This window comes from Halpernia frigidisoli, assembly GCF_900113805.1.
GTDB lineage: Bacteria > Bacteroidota > Bacteroidia > Flavobacteriales > Weeksellaceae > Halpernia > Halpernia frigidisoli.
In genome coordinates, this window is the sequence record NZ_FOQT01000001.1 from 707,473 (window position 1) to 724,996 (window position 17,524).

Consider the following 17,524-nt stretch of genomic DNA (forward strand, 5'->3'; position numbering starts at 1 on the left):
TTGAATTTTTGTTCTAAAAGGAATTTTAAATTTAAGCAAAATCAAATAAAAAAGTTGAATGAAAATTAAGAATTAAAATTTCCTTTAGAAAGATAAACTACTTTTTTGGTTTCAAAAAATTCTTCTTCGAAATAACTTTTTAAAGGGATAATCTCAGCTTTTAAGCCTTGTAATTCTTCGGCAAGTTCACCACCTTTTAAATACAAAACGCCATTATGCTTCGTATTTATTTGCTCTTTTTCAAATTTACCTCTTAACCAACGCAGAAAAACAGGCATTTGCGTCACTGCTCTACTTACCACAAAATGAAATTTTCCTTTTATATTTTCTGCTCTTTCATGAAAAGCTTCTACATTTTTTAAATCCAAACTTTCAGCAACGGCTTTAACAACAGTAATTTTTTTACCAATAGAATCAACCAAAGTAAATTGTGTTTCTGGAAATAAAATAGCTAAAGGAATCCCTGGAAAACCCCCGCCAGTACCAATATCCAATACTTTCGTATTCGGTGAAAAAGCCATTACTTTTGCGATTCCCAGAGAATGCAAAATGTGCTTTTCATATAAGGAATCTAAATCTTTTCTGGAAATGACATTTATTTTTTCATTCCATTCCGTGTATAATTCTTGTAGCGAAGCAAATTGATTTATTTGGTTTTCTGAAAGATCCGGAAAATATTTGGTGATGATTTCTTTAGACATAATTTAAAATATATTGCAAAAATAAAGGTTTTAAGATTGAAATGAAAGTGCTTAACTCAAATCAAATTTTTATATTTGTTAAAACTAAATATACATGAATTTACTATCTGACAGACTGAACCGATTAAGTTTTTCCCAAACTTTTGTAATGTCAAATAAAGCGCGTGAAATGAAGGCGAAAGGTTTAGATGTAATAAGTCTGACTTTAGGCGAACCTGATTTTGATGTTCCAGAAAATGTTAAACAGGCTGCTTTTACAGCTATAAATGAAAACTACAGTCATTACAGTCCGGTCCCGGGATTTATGGAACTTCGTGAAGCAGTAAGTTTTAAATTAAAAAGAGATAATAATTTAGATTTTAAACCAAGCCAAATCTGCGTTTCCAATGGGGCAAAACAATCAATTATAAATGTCTTGGCAGCACTTTTAAATGTAGGCGATGAAGTGATTTTACCAACGCCTTATTGGGTAAGTTACGATGAAATGGTGAAAATGATGGATGGAACATCTGTTTTTATAAAAACGGATTACACAACAGATTTTAAAATGACTGCCGAACAATTAGAAGCAGCAATTACGCCTAAAACAAAAGCGCTTTTATACAGTTCTCCCTGCAACCCATCAGGAAGTTATTATACTTATGAAGAATTAAAATCTCTCGCAAAAGTGATTGAAAAATATCCGCATGTAACGGTGATTTCAGATGAGATCTATGAATTTATAAATTATGAAACCAAGCATGTTTCGATAGCACAATTTGATGAAATTAAAAATCAGGTTGCTGTAATTAATGGAATGTCAAAAGCTTATGCAATGACCGGCTGGAGAATTGGTTATTCTGCCTGTCCGGAATGGTTAGCAAAAGGATGTGAAAAAATTCAGGGACAAATGACAAGTGGTGCAAATACCGTTGCGCAAAGAGCTTCAATAACTGCCTTGGAAACCGATCCATCAGAATATCATTTTATGATCGAAGCCTTTCAAAAAAGACGTGATTTAACTTTTGACCTTTTAAAAGATATCAAAGGTTTTAAATTATTTTTACCAAAATCTGCATTTTATTTTTTCCCGGATATTTCTTATTATATTGGAAAAACTCTAGATGGTGTAAAAATTAACGATTCCGATGATTTTTCTATGTTTTTATTAGAAAAAGCCAATGTTGCGACGGTTGGTGGCGTTTCATTTGGAAGTCCGGAATGTATGAGAATTTCTTACGCGTCGTCCGAGGAAATTTTAAAAGAAGCAATGAAAAGAATAAAAGAATGTCTGGAAAACGCGGTTGAAAGTTAGAAACAAAAAATTTAATAGAAAAAAAAGACTTCAAAATATTGAAGTCTTTTCTATTTTTTAAAAATCTCTAATGAAAGGTTTTTCTTCATCAGAAATAATTCCAAGCGCTTCGTAAATATATTTAAAAGTTGAAAGCAAAACCGGTTTTCCTTCAATTACACAAACATCATGTTCAAAATGCGCGGATGGCGACATATCTAAACTTGTGACCGTCCAGCCGTCTTTGTGAAATTTGACTTTTTCTGTTCCTAAGTTTATCATTGGTTCAATTGCGAGAACGATTCCGTCTTTTATGACTTTTCCGCTGCCTTTTCTGCCGTAATTGGGAACTTGTGGATCTTCGTGCATTTTTTTGCCCAAACCATGACCAACTAATTCTCTAACAACACCATAACCTGCTTTTTCGCAATAATTCTGGATTGCATAAGAAATATCTCCAACTCTTTTTCCCCGAACACATTGCTCAATTCCTTTATACAAAGACTCTTTGGTTATTTTTAATAATTTTTTAGTTTCCGGCGCTACTTCTCCTACCTGAAAAGAATAAGCGTGATCTCCGTAAAAACCATTCATGTAAACGCCGCAGTCAACAGATAAAATATCACCTTCTTCCAAAGGTTTCTCATTTGGAATGCCGTGAACAACTTCTGCATTTGGGGAAATGCATAAATTATTGGGGAAACCATACATTCCTAAAAATGCTGGTTCGCCGCCGTTGTCACGTATAAATTCTCCACCTAATTTATCTAAATGCAAAGTTGTAGCGCCAGGTTTTATTTCCTTAGCTAAAAGTCCTAAAGTTTTGGAGACCAATTGCGCACTTTCGCGCATCAAGCGAAGTTCTTCTATCGTTTTTAACTGAATCATTTTCTTATTTTACCAAAAAAGGCCTTTCTTTTTATCTTTTTTAATTTTAGAATACGCTAAAACTTCTGTACCTTCAACTCTAAATTCTATTCTCTCTGTTACAATTCTATAAATTTCACCCCAACCAGGAAAACCTCCTAAATTGCGGTCATCAATAAATAGGTCAGCATCAATTTTTCTGGACTGTGTTTGTAAATCAAATACTTCACCTTCAAAACTGGAATTAACAGCGTAAAACTCTACTCCATTCTTTTTGCAAAATTCTACAGCTTCATCCAAAGTTTTTCCATGTCTGTATGTCCATAAAATTAATCTGTAACCTTCAGCCTGGAATTTTTTTAAAGTTTCAAAAGCAAATGTTTTTGGTTTTCCAATTCCAGGGTAAGCATCATCAACGACTGTACCGTCGAAGTCTATTGCTAGTTTTTTATTAGTAGTCATTCCTAAATTTAATTGTGCAAATATATAAAATAAAAAAAGTGTTGAAAAATCAACACTTTGTAAATTTAATTTAATTTTTTAAGATTTGATCCATTTAAACTGATATTCCAAATCAGGAGTTGCAATACGTTCTGTAATTTTTTGCAGTCTTGATGGCAATTTCATTAAATATTCCTGTGCTTTTTGCGCTTTTTCAGTTAGATTGGTCAAATGCTCTATTTTCCATTCAGAAAGTAAATCAGCTAAAATATCAATATAATCCTGTCCGGTATAAACCATACATCTTTGCGCAGCGTCAGAGAAATGACTCCAAAGTTCACCAGCTTGCTGACCTGATTCACGCATTAAATGTGCCGGCATCACAATTTTTTTTCGCATCATATCTTCAAAGGCCAAAACCATTTCAGATGGATCTAATTCTAAAATTCTGGTAACAAAACTCTTATATGCTTTTGCATGTCTGGCTTCATCTGCAGCGATCATCCCGCACATTTGGGCTAATTTTTTATTACCAGCCTGTTTTGCAAACGTTCCTACCCTTCTGTGGGAAACATTGGTTGCAGTTTCCTGAAAACTTGTGTAGATAAAATTTCTATACGGATCCATTGTAGTTCCAATATCCAAACCATCTTGAATCAAATGCTGAGTTGTTATTTCAACTTCACGCATATTAACCCTTCCACATAAATAAAGGTATTTGTTTAGCAAATCTCCATGTCTGTTTTCTTCCGCAGTCCAGTGTCTGATCCAGCTTGCCCAACCAGAACCGCCTCCTTCCTGATTCACACCATCAATTCCCATCAACCAGGATTCGTAGGTTGGAAGTGCTTCTTCTGTAATTGTGTCACCAATAAGAGTGACAAATAAGTCATAAGGCATTTCCTGCGCAAGACTTTGCAATTCCTGAAGTTCGTATTTAAAATTATCTGAAGTAGGATCTGGTAAATAATCTGAAGGTTGCCAAATTTTATCAACAGGAGTAAGATAAGAGTTTTTAAAATCCTCCACTTCTTTCCCCAAATTATTCATTACTTCTAACCTGACTAATTTATTGTACATTTTATATTTTTAAAAGGATGTTGCAAAAGTAATATTTAAAATATTATTTTTAGCATAGTATTTCGTTAAATATCTCTATTATCGTGATTGCAATTAGCTTACCAAAACATTACCAGTCATTATCTCCGGAATTTTAATTCCCATCACATGCAAAATTGAAGGTGCAACATCGCCTAATTTACCTTTTTCCAAAGCCCACGTTTTTTCTTTATCCATCACGATCAAAGGCACTAAATTAGTTGAATGTTGCGTATTTGGCGAACCATCTGGATTGATCATTACATCACTGTTTCCATGATCGGCTAATATAAATACTGCATAATTATGCTCGAAAGCTAGTTTCGCCACCTTTTCTATACACGAATCAACAACTTCCGCAGCTTTCACTGCCGCTTCAAAAACGCCGGTATGACCTACCATGTCTGTATTTGCAAAATTTAAACAAATAAAATCGGACGTTTCATTTTCAATTTCGGGCAATATTTTTTCAGTGATATCATAGGCTGACATTTCAGGTTTAAAATCATAAGTCGGGACATCCTTTGGACTGGGACAAAGCAATCTTCTTTCACCTTCAAAAAGTTCTTCACGACCGCCGGAAAAGAAAAATGTAACATGCGGATACTTTTCAGTTTCTGCTACCCGAATTTGAGTTTTTCCATTTTTTTCTAAAACTTCACCAAGTGTTTCTGTTAAAACTTTTTCGTCAAAAACGACCTGCACATTTTCAAATTCTTTATCATAATTAGTCATAGTGACATAATATAGATTTAATTTTTGCATATGATAGTCAGGAAAATCTTTTTGGCAAAGAACCTCGGAGATCTCTCTTCCACGATCTGTTCGGAAATTAAAACAGAAAACAACATCGTCATTTTCAATTTTAGCGACAGGTAAATGATTGTCGCCTTCTAAAATTATTGGTTTTAAAAATTCATCCGTAATGTTTTCATCATAGGATTTTTGAATACTTTCTAAAATATCTTTTGAGTGCGCTCCTTCTCCATTCACCATTGCATCGTACGCTAATTTCACGCGTTCCCAACGTTTGTCACGATCCATTGCATAGTATCTTCCGACTACAGTTGCCAGTTTTCCGGTAGAAATTTTCATGTGGTCTAAAAGTTCTGCGATAAAATCCTTTCCTGAATGCGGATCGCAATCACGACCGTCTGTAAATGCGTGAACAAAAACATTTTTATCCAAACCATATTCTGCCGCTGCAGTTAGTAATCCTTTTAAATGATTAATATGAGAATGAACACCGCCGTCAGATGTCAAACCAATAAAATGAAGTTTCTTAGAATTTTCTTTTGCATATTTGAACGCATCAGTTATTACGTTTTCTTTTCCTAATGTAGCATTTTCAACAGCCATATTTAGCTTCACCAAATTTTGATAAACTACCCTTCCGGCGCCCAAATTCATATGTCCAACTTCGGAATTACCCATTTGACCAAATGGTAAACCAACCGCAGGTCCGCTTGCTTCGAGAGTTGTGTGCGGAAAATTTTCATAGCAGGAATCGATAAAAGGTGTGTTTGCAGTTGCAAGTGCAGAAACTTCAGGATTTAATCCCAAACCCCACCCATCAAGTATGGCGAGTATGGCTTTTTTTGACATTTTTGTTTGATTTTAGTACAACAAATTTACAAAATTGAAAATGGTAATAATAATTTTTTAGTAATAAATTAATTAAAAATGCCATTCAGGAGCATGGCGCAAATTCCGACGAAAAGCCAGAATCGTAATAAATTTAATGTCAAAAATTTAGAATTTTTTAAATTATTCACTAAAAAATAAATACAGAAAATAAAAACGAAAATCCCTAACGCGAAATAATAAGTCCATATATTATTCAGACCATTATGATCAATAATCTTCATTGAAATTAGAATATCAATTACTATTAAAAAAACAAGATTGACGATTGTTACTTTATTTCCAAAAACATTTGGGATCGTGGAATAATTAAAAATCTTATCAGCGTTTTTCGTCAACGTATCTTTTAAAACATCTAGAATAAGCAAAGTAAAAAATAAAAATAAAGCCGAATAAACAATTTCTAAAGAAAAATTTCTATAATAAATTAAAATTCCAAAAAATGGATAAAGCGTTAATGCGACGAAAGTTATATTGTTTAAAAATAATATTTTGCTTAATTTATGACTATAAAACCACATTAAAAATTGATAAATTAATAGAAATAAAAATATTCGTGAAGACAGTAACGCTGCTATTCCCAGAGATGACAGATTTAAAAAAATATAGGCATAAAGAAAATACCGCTGTTTTAGAAAATTCTGGATTCTGCTTCTAAATGGTTTTGTTAAAATATCTTTTTCCTTATCGTAAAATTGATTGATAATGCCACCCGCCAAAATACTTAGTAACGAACAAAGAATTAAACCATGAACTTTATAATCAAAAATAAAAATTCGGAAAGATTCAAATTTATTAAAAAGAAAATAGGTAGAAACGTAAAGTGCAAAGGCTAAAAGCGCCGTAACAAAAACTTTAGCACCTAATAGAAAACCAAAAAACTGAGAAATTCTGTAAAAAAGACTTTTGTTCAAAATACAGAATTTTTAGATTAAAATCTGTAAATCACTTCTTTGTCGAAACCTTCGAGCATTTTTTCTGCTTTCGGATAATCTTTAGAAAAACCTAAAATATAACCGCCGCCGCCACTTCCGCAAAGCTTTAAATAATAAGCGTTTGACTCTAGACCTTTCTTCCAGGCCATCCAGATATTTTCCGGAATCATTGGTTTAAAATGTTCAAAAGCCCAAAAAGATAATTTTTTCAAATTTTTAAAGAATGGATTCATTTCTTTTTTCAAAAAGGTATCAATGCAAGCATTGTTGTAGCGAATAAATTCTTCTTTTAATGTTTTACGGAAACCTTCATTCTTCAATTTTTCAAAGAAAATCTGAATCATTGGACCGGTTTCACCAACAGAACCTGAATCAATCAGGAAAATAGCGCCTTTACCAGCTTCCTGTTTTGGGATAGAAACTTTGTCCACATTATTGCGATCTTCAATTAAAATCGGCAAATTCATGTAACAAATCAATGGATCAATACCTGAACTTTTGCCGTGAAAATAACTTTCCAGCAAACCAAAAACCACTTTAAGATTTTTTAAACCTTCCTTGCTAATGCTTTCAGGCGTGCGTTTTATTACAGAATATTTTTCAAAAATAGCCGCAACCAAAGCGCCGGAACTTCCTACGCCATAACCTTGCGGAATATTAGAATCAAAAAATAAACCTTTTGAAATATCTTTTTTGAGTGAGTCAATATTTAATTGAAAATCTTCTGGAAGATCGATTTTTTCTAGATAATCTGAATATTTATTTAAAGAAAGATTTGACTTTTTCTCAAAATCAGAATTTAAATCAGAAAACTTTAATGTGCCTTTATAAAAGCTGTAAGGAACCGTCAGACCTTGAGAGTCTTCAATGATTCCATATTCTCCAAAAAGAAGGATCTTAGCGTAAAATAAAGGGTTTGTCATTTAATCTATTAACGTTGCAAATATACAAAATAAAGCAGACTTAAATTTATTTTGAATCAAGCGGTTTTGAATTAAGAAAACGTATTAAAATCAGGCCAATTGCGAAGAAAAATGACATTCCTATAAATGCGTAATGCATATTGTGAAATTTCTGAATTACCACGCCAAAAATTAAAGACCCTAAAATGATGGCTAATTTTTCTAAAACGTCATAAAAACTGAAATAGGTAGTATTATCCATTGAATCTTCCGGTAATAATTTAGAATATGTTGAGCGGGACATTGCCTGCAAACCTCCCATTACCAAACCAATAAATGCCGCTAAAATATAAAACTGCATCTCAACTTTAGGGTTTTCTTTATTTAGAAAGTAAGCGGATAAACAGCAAATGATCCAGATAAAAACGGCAATACTGATCACATTTTTGTTCCCTATTTTTTGAGAAAGTTTTGAGAAAGCCAATGCTCCAAAAATAGCAACTATTTGAATAACTAAGATGGTAATAATCAATTTATACTGGTCTTCATCTCTTGTGAAAATTTCTGAAGTACCGAATAAAGTAGCCATTAAGAAAATCGTTTGCATCCCAACGCTATAGAAGAAAAATGAAGATAAAAAGAATTTCAAATTACGGTTTTTAAAGAGATCTTTTCCCACTTTAAACAATTCCCGAAAACTTTCTTTAGCAACATCTACATAAAAGGCGATATTATCTTTTAAAACTTCAAAGAAACCGCCGTGTTCTTCGTGTCCCTTGAAGATATTTTTATAATTTAAAAGCACAAGATCTTTTGGTAAATTATCTTTAACCAAACCAAATTGTGGTAAATGCTTGAAGGTATATTGTGAAAAACCAAACCACCACGCTCCCGTAAGTAAAAAAGTAATTCTAGTATAAGTTAAAGATTCAGCGGGTGTTTTTGCTAAAACCTGAATTAGAAGCAGACAAATAATCAATAAAATAACGGAACCAATGTAGCCGTAAACGTAGCCTTTTGCAGAAAGCGCATCTTGCCTATCAGGCGTGGCAATATCGGGCAAAAAGGAGTTGTAAAAGACAAGACTTCCCCAAAAACCAACACTTGCGGTGACACTAAAAAGAAGTCCTAAAAAAACATTCTGAATTCCTGTAAACATCGCTAATCCCATACAGGAAGTTGCGCCGAGATAACAGAAAAATTGTAAAAAAGATTTTTTATTTCCAATTGTATCTGCCAAAGAAGATAATATTGGCGAAATAATTACAACTATTAGAAATGATAAAGTCAACGAAAAACTGAATAATGCCGCAGGTTCATAAGCAGTTCCCAATATTTTGATCATATGAGGAACCGGTATTTCTTTCCATAAACCGGTACTTTCTATAAAAACTTTTTTCTTGTAAGCCGTCGTGAGATTCGTGTAATATATTGGGAAAATAGTGGACGTGATAACGAGCGAATAAACCGAGTTTGCCCAATCATAAAGCGCCCAGGCTTTCATTATTTTTGGGTTATTTTTGATTTGTTTTTCCAAGGTTTTTAGTTTGTTTTTTAAATAATAAATCAGAATTCAGACAAATATAAATGATTTGTTTGAATTCTGATTTAATTTTTTTTGTTAGCGGTCAAAAGTTCATTATTTGGTAAAATATACGTCAAATATTTTTTTTCAGATTTGACGAAAATCTTATTAAATATAGAACTGATTTTCTACATTAGCTCTATCACCATTGCAGAAGCACCGCCGCCGCCATTACAAATTGCTGCTGCACCAAGCTTACCTCCATTTTGTTTTAAAACATTAATTAAAGACACTAAAATCCTTGATCCTGAATTACCAAGTGGATGTCCCAAAGCAACTGCGCCGCCGTTAACGTTAACTTTCGAAGGATCTAAATTCATGATCTTCATATTAGCCAGTCCAACCACAGAAAAAGCTTCATTTAGTTCAAAAAAATCAATGTCATCTAAATTAAGATTTGCTTTTGCTAAAGCTTTTGGAAGAGCTTTTGAAGGTGCTGTTGTGAAAAATTCCGGTTCGTGCGCTGCATCTGCATAAGAAATTATTTTTGCTAAAGGTTTTAAGTTTAAAGCTTCCATTTTTTCTTTTGACATTAAAACCAGCGCTGAAGCACCGTCATTTATTGGTGAAGCATTTGCTGCCGTTATAGTTCCATTTTCCTTTTGAAAAACTGTTGCTAATGAAGTCATTTTTTCAAAATTTACTTTTTTAAATTCTTCATCTTCACTAAAAATAATTGGATCACCTTTTCTCTGTGGAATTTCAACAGAAACAATTTCGTCTTTGAAATTTCCGTTTTCATATGCTTTTGCAGCGCGTGTGTAAGATTCTATAGCAAATTTATCCTGATCTTCCCGAGAGAAATTATATTTTTCAGCGCACATCTCAGCGCAACTTCCCATGTGTTTTTTTGTGTAAACATCTGTCAAACCGTCTCTCACTATACCATCAACCAGCTTGATATCGCCTAATTTGACACCATTTCTGCCATCTAAATAATGAGGTGCAGCAGACATATTTTCCATTCCACCAGCAACAATCACTTCTGCATCACCGCATTTGATCGATTGTGCGGCCATAATTACAGCCTTCATTCCTGATGCGCAAACTTTATTAACCGTCGTAGCAGCTACAGAATTCGATAAGCCTGCACCCAACGCAGCCTGTCTTGCCGGCGCCTGTCCTACGTTGGCCTGTAAGACATTTCCCATAAAAACCTCTTCCACTTCGGCAGGATCTAAATTTATTTTATCTAAAGCACCTTTGATGGCAATTGAACCTAATTTAGTCGCAGGAATTCCCGCTAAACTTCCTAAAAAGCTTCCAATTGGCGTTCTAACCGCGGAAACTATAAATACTTCTTTCATATCTTATTTTTTAATATTTTTATTGAAACCAACTATCGCAATATTTATCTATGTTATTTTCAAATTTTGTCAATTGCGATCTCCTAATTATAAATGATTATTTATTAATGATGAACAATTTTAAATTCAGCACATTAAATTTATTTTTATTTTTTTAAAACTAAAAGCATAATTGCTCCGGCAAACTCGAAGATCCAGCCCCAACTTAATCTTACAATACCGGCAAAAGATTCCTGCCAGGATTTAAAGGGAAGAAAACTAAAATAATCCAGGGATTTAAATTTTACTGCAATTATTGTAAAAATGAAAAGCACCAAAAGAATTGAGGAAAAAATCCGAACAATGTTTATTTTGCCAAAAATGATTCCTAAAAAAATAACTATGCAAAATCCCCAAACCATGCAGGCAAGTCTCGAATCTATTTTATAATAATTCCAATTACCTATTACAGGAATATGAATAAGTGGCAGGAAACTCCCTACTACAACCATAAACAATGCTAAAAACTGCATATTTCTCATTTCAAAATCTCTTTCGCCAAAGTACAAAAAAAACGCATTTTAAAAAAATGCGTTTTGTTATTTGAGTGATTGATTTTTTTAATGCGTTACCTCCTCCATTAGATCTGGATTGTGTTTGTGTTTAAACATTATCGCGAATAAAACTGCAATAACTAAAGCATATCCGGCAAAAGTTAGCCAGATCTCATGCCACATTTTATCACCGTTCGGAAGCGTAAAATATTCTGTAATTAAATATCCACTTAACAAACTTCCCATTATAGCACCAAAACCGTTAGTCATCATCATAAATAATCCTTGTGCAGAAGAACGAATCTTGTAATCCGTGGTTGTTTCTACAAAAAGAGAACCTGATATATTAAAGAAATCGAAAGCCATTCCGTAAACGACGCAGGATAAAATAATTAAAAATAAACCGCCATTTTCCGGACCGCCATAAGCGAAAAAACCGAATCTTAAAACCCAAGCTAACATAGAAATGAGCATCACTTTTTTAATTCCAAACTTAATTAAGAAAAAAGGAATTGCTAAAATAAATAAGGTTTCAGAGATCTGAGAAATTGAAAGAATAATTGTCGAACGTTTAACTAAAAAACTATCCGCAAATTGTGGAATTTTACCAAAATCTGATAAAAAAGTATCCCCATACATATTAGTTAACTGCAAAGCTCCACCAAGAAATAAAGAAAACAGGAAAAAAAGCGCCATTTTATAGTCTTTAAATAAAGCAAAAGCATTTAAACCTAATTTTTCCGTTAAAGATGCATCTTTTGGGATTAGATTCTGAGGTGGACATTTTGGTAAAGTAAAAGAGTAAATACCAAGTACAAAAGCGATCACAGCGGCAATATAAAACTGATTTCCAGACGCTTTATTTCCTGTGAGATTTGTGATCCACATGGCTATTATGAAACCAATCGTTCCCCAAACTCTGATCGGTGGAAAAACTTTTACGACATCGTAATTATTATTTTTTAATATATAAAATGCTATAGAATTTGAAAGTGAAATTGTTGGCATGTAAAATACCATAGCGATCAACATTACCACAAAAAAATTGTCCGGCGTTGTAATGTTTGGTAAAAAAAGCAAGGTAATTCCGTAAAAAATATGCAAAATTCCGTATAATTTTTCAGCATTGATCCATCTGTCAGCAATAATTCCCGTTAAAGCAGGCATAATTATCGAGGCGATTCCTAAAGTTGCGAAGACTTTCCCGAAATCTTCACCACTCCAGTTTTTAGTTCCAAACCAATAAACGCCAATCGTTATCAACCACGCGCCCCACACAAAAAATTGAAGAAAGCTTAGAATTGTCAGTTTTAATTTAATATTCATTATTATACTAATCTATTTTTTTATTTCGTCTTTTTATCTCTTGTTGAATTTCCAGGGCGGCATCAAAATCCTCATCCTTCACGGCCGTCTCCAGTAAATTATTAAGATCTTCCGCGGTCAGATTGCTTAAGGAATCTGCGTCACTTTCCATCACCAGATCTTCACCACCCGGAATTGCTGGCAAATCTAACTCCAGTAAAATTCCGGCTTCACTTAAAACCTGCTCCGTGGTATAAATTGGCGCATCAAAACGAACAGCCATTGCAACAGCATCAGAAGTTCGTGCGTCTAAAATAAGTTCTTCTTGACTCGCGACGCATTTAAAATTCAAATTTGAAAAAAACACGCCGTCGATTATTTGATATATGATGACTGACTCTAGAACGTAACCAGTCGATTTCACAAATTTTGAGAAAAGATCGTGCGTTAAAGGTCGCGGTGGATGAATATCTTTTTCTAAACCTAATGATATTGATTGTGCCTCAAAATTGCCAATTACGACGGGTAGTTTTACTGCAGTTTCTTCATGCTCCAAAAGCAGCGCGTAAGCACCAGATTGTGTCTGACTGTAAGAAATTCCTCTGATGGTTAATTTTTTATAATCCATAGCTACAAATATAATTTATTTTTTAAATTTTTTGTTGACAATTTCAAAAGATATTTAAATGTTGTAACCTTTCAGACATTTTCATCGTATAATAAAATAGTACTCAAAAAAATGAGCGTTATACAATGAGACAACTAAAAATTACAAAGCAGGTAACCAACAGGGAAACCGCATCATTAGACAAATATTTACAGGAAATCGGTAAAGTAGATTTAATTACCGCTGATGAAGAAGTAAATTTAGCACAGAAAATTAGAGCCGGAGATACAATCGCTCTTAATAAATTAATTAAAGCCAATTTACGTTTCGTAGTTTCAGTTTCGAAACAATATCAAAATCAAGGTCTTTCCCTTCCCGATTTAATTAATGAGGGAAACCTTGGCCTTATGAAAGCCGCAAAAAGATACGATGAAACCAGAGGTTTTAAATTTATTTCTTATGCCGTTTGGTGGATCCGACAGTCTATTTTACAGGCTTTAGCAGAACAATCCAGAATTGTACGTTTGCCTTTAAATAAAATTGGATCGATCAATAAAATTAATAAAGCCTACGCACATCTTGAGCAACAAAACGAAAGACCACCTTCACCAGAAGAATTAGCGGAAGTTTTGGATATGAGCGAGGAAGATATTAAAGAATCCATGAAAAATTCCGGGCGTCATTTATCGATGGATGCGCCGTTAGTTGAAGGTGAAGATTCTAATTTATATGACGTTTTACGTTCTGGTGAATCTCCAAGTCCGGATAAAGACCTGATGTTGGAATCTCTTCAAATTGAGATTGAACGTGCTTTGCAGACTTTAACGCCGCGTGAAGCCGATTTAGTTCGTCTTTATTTTGGTTTAAATGGAAAACATCCGATGACTTTGGAAGAAATTGGTGAAACATTTGATCTTACAAGAGAACGCGTTCGTCAGATTAAAGAAAAAGCAATCAAAAGATTAAAACACAATACCAGAAGTAAGATTTTGAAATCTTATTTAGGTAAATAAGTTTAAAAAGAAATTTATTTCAATTTGAGCAGGCATTTTTTTGTCTGCTTTTTTTATGGAATTAATTAAAAAGTTCAAATTTGCTTGTAATTTAGAATATGTTCATTCTTATTTAAATAAGAAAAAAATCCCACATTCAATTGATATTGAAAAGTTGAGTCTTTATTCTGATAATATGCTCAAATTAAAAATATTAAAAATATTAAAAATATTAAAAATAGTTAATAGTCTAAATTTGGATGAAAGTGAAGTTAAACCGTATGATAATGTCTTTGCAGGAGATGAAGAATGGAATAAAAACATGTATAGTCCTGGATATTTCACTGGCGGAAAAGTTCCTTCATTTACCAAAGACAAGAGTAATTATTTGTCTTATGGATTAATAAATTTGGTTGTTGGTTTAGTTTGTTTAATTCAAATTTTAAATGATAAAACATTTTCAAAAGGTTTATTTTGGATAATTTTGTTAATTAATCTTGCAATTTCAGGTTCTATGTTCATTCAATATTATAATTTTAAAAAAAGGAAAATCTAAAATAAAAGATTATTGAAGTTGCTAACATTCAAGATGAAATCGACGACAATTATTTAGCTTACAAAATAAAAAGAACTCTGCCAGAAATTGAAAAATATTTTAAACAAAATCCTCATGATTTTAAAAATATTAATAAAACGATCAATCAGCAAAAAGAAATTTTAAACCGGATTAAAAATTTAAAGTAAATGCAAAAAGTCCCTCCTAATTTATTTTTTAGGAGAATATTTTATTAAAATTTTTTATTTTCCTAATTCAAATTTCAAGAAGACATTTATTTGAATTGTTGCCTGTTAAAATTTATACAAGATTATAAGATTTTGTTTAAAAAAAATTTTTGATACCGGGAAACTTTATAACTTTACTAATAAAGAAAGATTATACAGATCTTCTCCACAATTTTTACTCTCAACCAAATTACTTTTATTTTATGAACAACATTGAAAACCCAGAAGATCTGGCAAAATGTCCTTTTCGTGGAACACGCGTCGGTGGTGCAATAGGCACTTCACCACAAATTGATGATTGGTGGCCGAACCGTCTTCAGGTAGAACTACTCCATCAGGAACAGCCTGTCGCAAATCCTTTAAGTGGTGAAAATTATAAGGAAGCATTTAATAAAATTGATTATGAAAATTTAAAAAAAGATATTAAAGAGCTTTTAGTAAATTCCCAGGAATGGTGGCCGGCTGATTACAACAATTACGGTCCGCAAATGATTCGTATGGCCTGGCATTCTGCGGGAACTTACCGTATTGCTGACGGGCGCGGCGGCGCTTCGCAAGGAATGCAGCGTTTTGCGCCAATAAATTCCTGGTGGGATAATGGAAATACCGATAAATCAAGAAGGTTGATTTGGCCTATCAAGAAAAAGTATGGAGCTGCGCTTTCCTGGGCAGATCTTATTATTTTAACAGGAAATTGTTCTCTTGAAATAATGGGTTTTCCGACTTTTGGCTATGCTGGCGGTCGCAGAGATGCGTGGGAACCAGATCGAAGTACCTACTGGGGACCGGAATTCTGGGAAGGAAAACCTTATGATCAATCTTTGGCTGGACAAGAACGAAAAGGGCATCCCGATGAAATGGTGAAAGCCAATCTCCGATGGATAGGCGGACCGAAAGAAAAATACCACGATTTGGAAAATCCTCTAGCGGCAACTCATCAAGCTTTAATTTATGTAAATCCGGAAGGACCTGAAGGAAATGGAGATCCTCAGGATTCCGCAAGAAATATTAGGGAATCGTTCAAAAGAATGGCGATGGACGATGAAGAAACTGTGGCTTTAATTGCTGGCGGTCATGCTTTTGGAAAAAGTCACGGAATGGTTTCTGCCGATAAAATTGGAGCGGCGCCTGAAGCTGCACCAATTCATGCACAAGGTTTGGGATGGAATAATCCTGTTGGTTCTGGAAATGGAATTAATACTATGACAAATGGTATTGAAGGCTCCTGGATTCCAAATCCTACAAAATGGGACAATGATTATTTAACCAATTTGCTAAAATTTGAATGGAAGAAAATTGAAAGCCCGGTTGGTGCAATTCAATGGACTCCAACAGATCCAAATGCGCCAAAAACACCAGATGCTCATTTAGATGGTCTATTGAATAACCTAATGATGATGACATCTGATATTGCATTAAAAGTAGATCCAGATTACAAAGTGATTTGCGAAAGATTTTTGAATGATTTTGATTATTTTACGGAAACTTTTTCAAAAGCCTGGTATAAACTGAAGCACCGTGACATGGGTCCGAAAGACCGTTATTTAGGACCGGAAGTTGCGAAGGAAGACCTTATCTGGCAAGATCCGATTCCAAAATTAAATCATGATCTTATAGATAGTAATGATATAGTTAGGTTAAAAAGTGACATTCTAAATAGTGGTTTAAGTATTTCTGCATTAGTTTCTGCCGCGTGGTCTGCAGCTTCAATTTATCGTGACACTGATAAAAGAGGTGGTGCAAATGGGGCGCGTCTGGCATTGGATCCACAAAATAACTGGGAAATTAACAGACCTGAAGAACTTAACAATGTTTTAGAAACTTTAAAAAACATTCAAAATGATTTTCAAAACGGTGAGAATAGTAATAAAAAGGTTTCTCTAGCAGATCTAATTGTACTTGGTGGTTGCGCAGCTGTTGAAAAAGCAGCAAATAATGCAGGAGTTGAAATCGAAGTGCCTTTTACATCGGGAAGAATGGATACAACCCAAGAACTAACCGACGCGGAAAGTTTTGATTGGTTGAAACCAGTTTCTGATGGTTTTAAAAATTACCATAATGATAAAGTAGGTTACCGTGTTCCGCCAGAAAGAATATTTCTTGACCGTGCTCAACTTTTAACTTTAACGGCGCCGGAATGGACGGTTTTAGTTGGCGGACTTAGAGTTTTGGATCAAAATTACGACCATTCAAAACATGGCATGTTCACAGAAAATACAGAACATCTTTCAAATGACTTTTTCAAAGTGCTGACAAGTATGGATTACGTATGGGTTCCACAAAGTTCGGATGAAATACTTTTTAATTTAAATGATAGAAAAAGCGGAGCTACAAAATATACTGCTACCCGATGCGATCTGATTTTTGGATCTAATGCGCAGCTTCGAAATATTGCGGAAGTTTACGCAGCAGATGATGGACAAAAAAGATTTGTAAAAGATTTTGTATCAGTTTGGGATAAAGTGATGATGCTTGACCGCTATGACGTAAAAGACGAATAATTTCTCGTTTAAAAAATGATAAAAATTGCCCGATAAAATAATTTATCGGG

Annotated in this window: 16 protein-coding genes; 4 read left to right on the forward strand and 12 right to left on the reverse strand. The window is 33.6% G+C overall.

Annotated features, from left to right (window positions below; translation table 11 throughout):
- Positions 1 to 65: 65 nt before the first annotated feature.
- Positions 66 to 701 (reverse strand): 16S rRNA (guanine(527)-N(7))-methyltransferase RsmG, encoded by a 636-nt coding sequence (gene rsmG, locus BM238_RS03285; RefSeq protein WP_090078745.1) that lies wholly within the window; start codon positions 699 to 701, stop codon positions 66 to 68.
- A 94-nt stretch (positions 702 to 795) separates the two neighbouring features.
- On the opposite strand from rsmG, the gene BM238_RS03290 reads away from it, so the two are divergent.
- The gene (locus BM238_RS03290) at positions 796 to 1,995 is read left to right on the forward strand and encodes a pyridoxal phosphate-dependent aminotransferase (protein ID WP_090078746.1); all 1,200 of its coding nucleotides are present in this window, start codon (positions 796 to 798) and stop codon (positions 1,993 to 1,995) included.
- Between the two features lie 57 nt (positions 1,996 to 2,052).
- On the opposite strand, the gene map is transcribed toward BM238_RS03290, so the two are convergent.
- From map to BM238_RS03345, 11 genes are all read right to left on the reverse strand, one after another.
- Complete coding sequence (map, locus tag BM238_RS03295; protein ID WP_090078747.1) at positions 2,053 to 2,862, reverse strand: type I methionyl aminopeptidase; 810 nt, start codon at positions 2,860 to 2,862, stop codon at positions 2,053 to 2,055.
- Positions 2,863 to 2,871: 9 nt separating this feature from the next.
- Positions 2,872 to 3,303 (reverse strand): BT0820 family HAD-type phosphatase, encoded by a 432-nt coding sequence (locus BM238_RS03300; RefSeq protein ID WP_090078748.1) that lies wholly within the window; start codon positions 3,301 to 3,303, stop codon positions 2,872 to 2,874.
- A gap of 78 nt (positions 3,304 to 3,381) precedes the next feature.
- Positions 3,382 to 4,362, reverse strand: coding sequence for an acyl-ACP desaturase (locus tag BM238_RS03305; protein ID WP_090078749.1), 981 nt, complete (start codon positions 4,360 to 4,362; stop codon positions 3,382 to 3,384).
- Between the two features lie 93 nt (positions 4,363 to 4,455).
- Positions 4,456 to 5,985 carry a 2,3-bisphosphoglycerate-independent phosphoglycerate mutase gene (gene gpmI, locus BM238_RS03310; RefSeq protein WP_090078750.1) on the reverse strand — a complete coding sequence of 510 codons (1,530 nt, stop codon included), beginning with the start codon at positions 5,983 to 5,985 and terminating at the stop codon, positions 4,456 to 4,458.
- Positions 5,986 to 6,053: 68 nt separating this feature from the next.
- Positions 6,054 to 6,938, reverse strand: coding sequence for a UbiA family prenyltransferase (locus BM238_RS03315; RefSeq protein WP_090078751.1), 885 nt, complete (start codon positions 6,936 to 6,938; stop codon positions 6,054 to 6,056).
- Between the two features lie 17 nt (positions 6,939 to 6,955).
- Positions 6,956 to 7,882, reverse strand: a complete 927-nt coding sequence (locus BM238_RS03320) for a mevalonate kinase family protein (RefSeq protein WP_090078752.1) — start codon at positions 7,880 to 7,882, stop codon at positions 6,956 to 6,958.
- A gap of 46 nt (positions 7,883 to 7,928) precedes the next feature.
- A complete protein-coding gene (locus BM238_RS03325; protein WP_090079104.1) occupies positions 7,929 to 9,365 on the reverse strand; it encodes an MFS transporter in 1,437 nt (478 codons plus the stop codon).
- 209 nt (positions 9,366 to 9,574) lie between these two features.
- Complete coding sequence (locus BM238_RS03330; protein ID WP_090078753.1) at positions 9,575 to 10,753, reverse strand: acetyl-CoA C-acyltransferase; 1,179 nt, start codon at positions 10,751 to 10,753, stop codon at positions 9,575 to 9,577.
- A gap of 146 nt (positions 10,754 to 10,899) precedes the next feature.
- Positions 10,900 to 11,301, reverse strand: a complete 402-nt coding sequence (locus BM238_RS03335) for a hypothetical protein (RefSeq protein WP_233741900.1) — start codon at positions 11,299 to 11,301, stop codon at positions 10,900 to 10,902.
- Positions 11,302 to 11,352: 51 nt separating this feature from the next.
- The gene (locus BM238_RS03340; protein WP_090078755.1) at positions 11,353 to 12,612 is read right to left on the reverse strand and encodes a nucleoside permease; all 1,260 of its coding nucleotides are present in this window, start codon (positions 12,610 to 12,612) and stop codon (positions 11,353 to 11,355) included.
- A gap of 7 nt (positions 12,613 to 12,619) precedes the next feature.
- Positions 12,620 to 13,219, reverse strand: a complete 600-nt coding sequence (locus BM238_RS03345; RefSeq protein WP_090078756.1) for a bifunctional nuclease family protein — start codon at positions 13,217 to 13,219, stop codon at positions 12,620 to 12,622.
- Positions 13,220 to 13,344: 125 nt separating this feature from the next.
- Here BM238_RS03345 and BM238_RS03350 point away from each other — a divergent pair, with 125 nt between their 5' ends.
- The 3 genes from BM238_RS03350 (at position 13,345) to katG (ending at position 17,474) form a co-directional block, all read left to right on the forward strand.
- Complete coding sequence (locus BM238_RS03350) at positions 13,345 to 14,211, forward strand: sigma-70 family RNA polymerase sigma factor (protein ID WP_090078757.1); 867 nt, start codon at positions 13,345 to 13,347, stop codon at positions 14,209 to 14,211.
- A gap of 55 nt (positions 14,212 to 14,266) precedes the next feature.
- On the forward strand, positions 14,267 to 14,746 hold the full coding sequence (locus BM238_RS03355) for a hypothetical protein (RefSeq protein ID WP_090078758.1): 480 nt from the start codon (positions 14,267 to 14,269) through the stop codon (positions 14,744 to 14,746).
- A 430-nt stretch (positions 14,747 to 15,176) separates the two neighbouring features.
- Positions 15,177 to 17,474, forward strand: a complete 2,298-nt coding sequence (katG, locus tag BM238_RS03360) for a catalase/peroxidase HPI (RefSeq protein ID WP_090078759.1) — start codon at positions 15,177 to 15,179, stop codon at positions 17,472 to 17,474.
- Positions 17,475 to 17,524 lie beyond the last annotated feature (50 nt).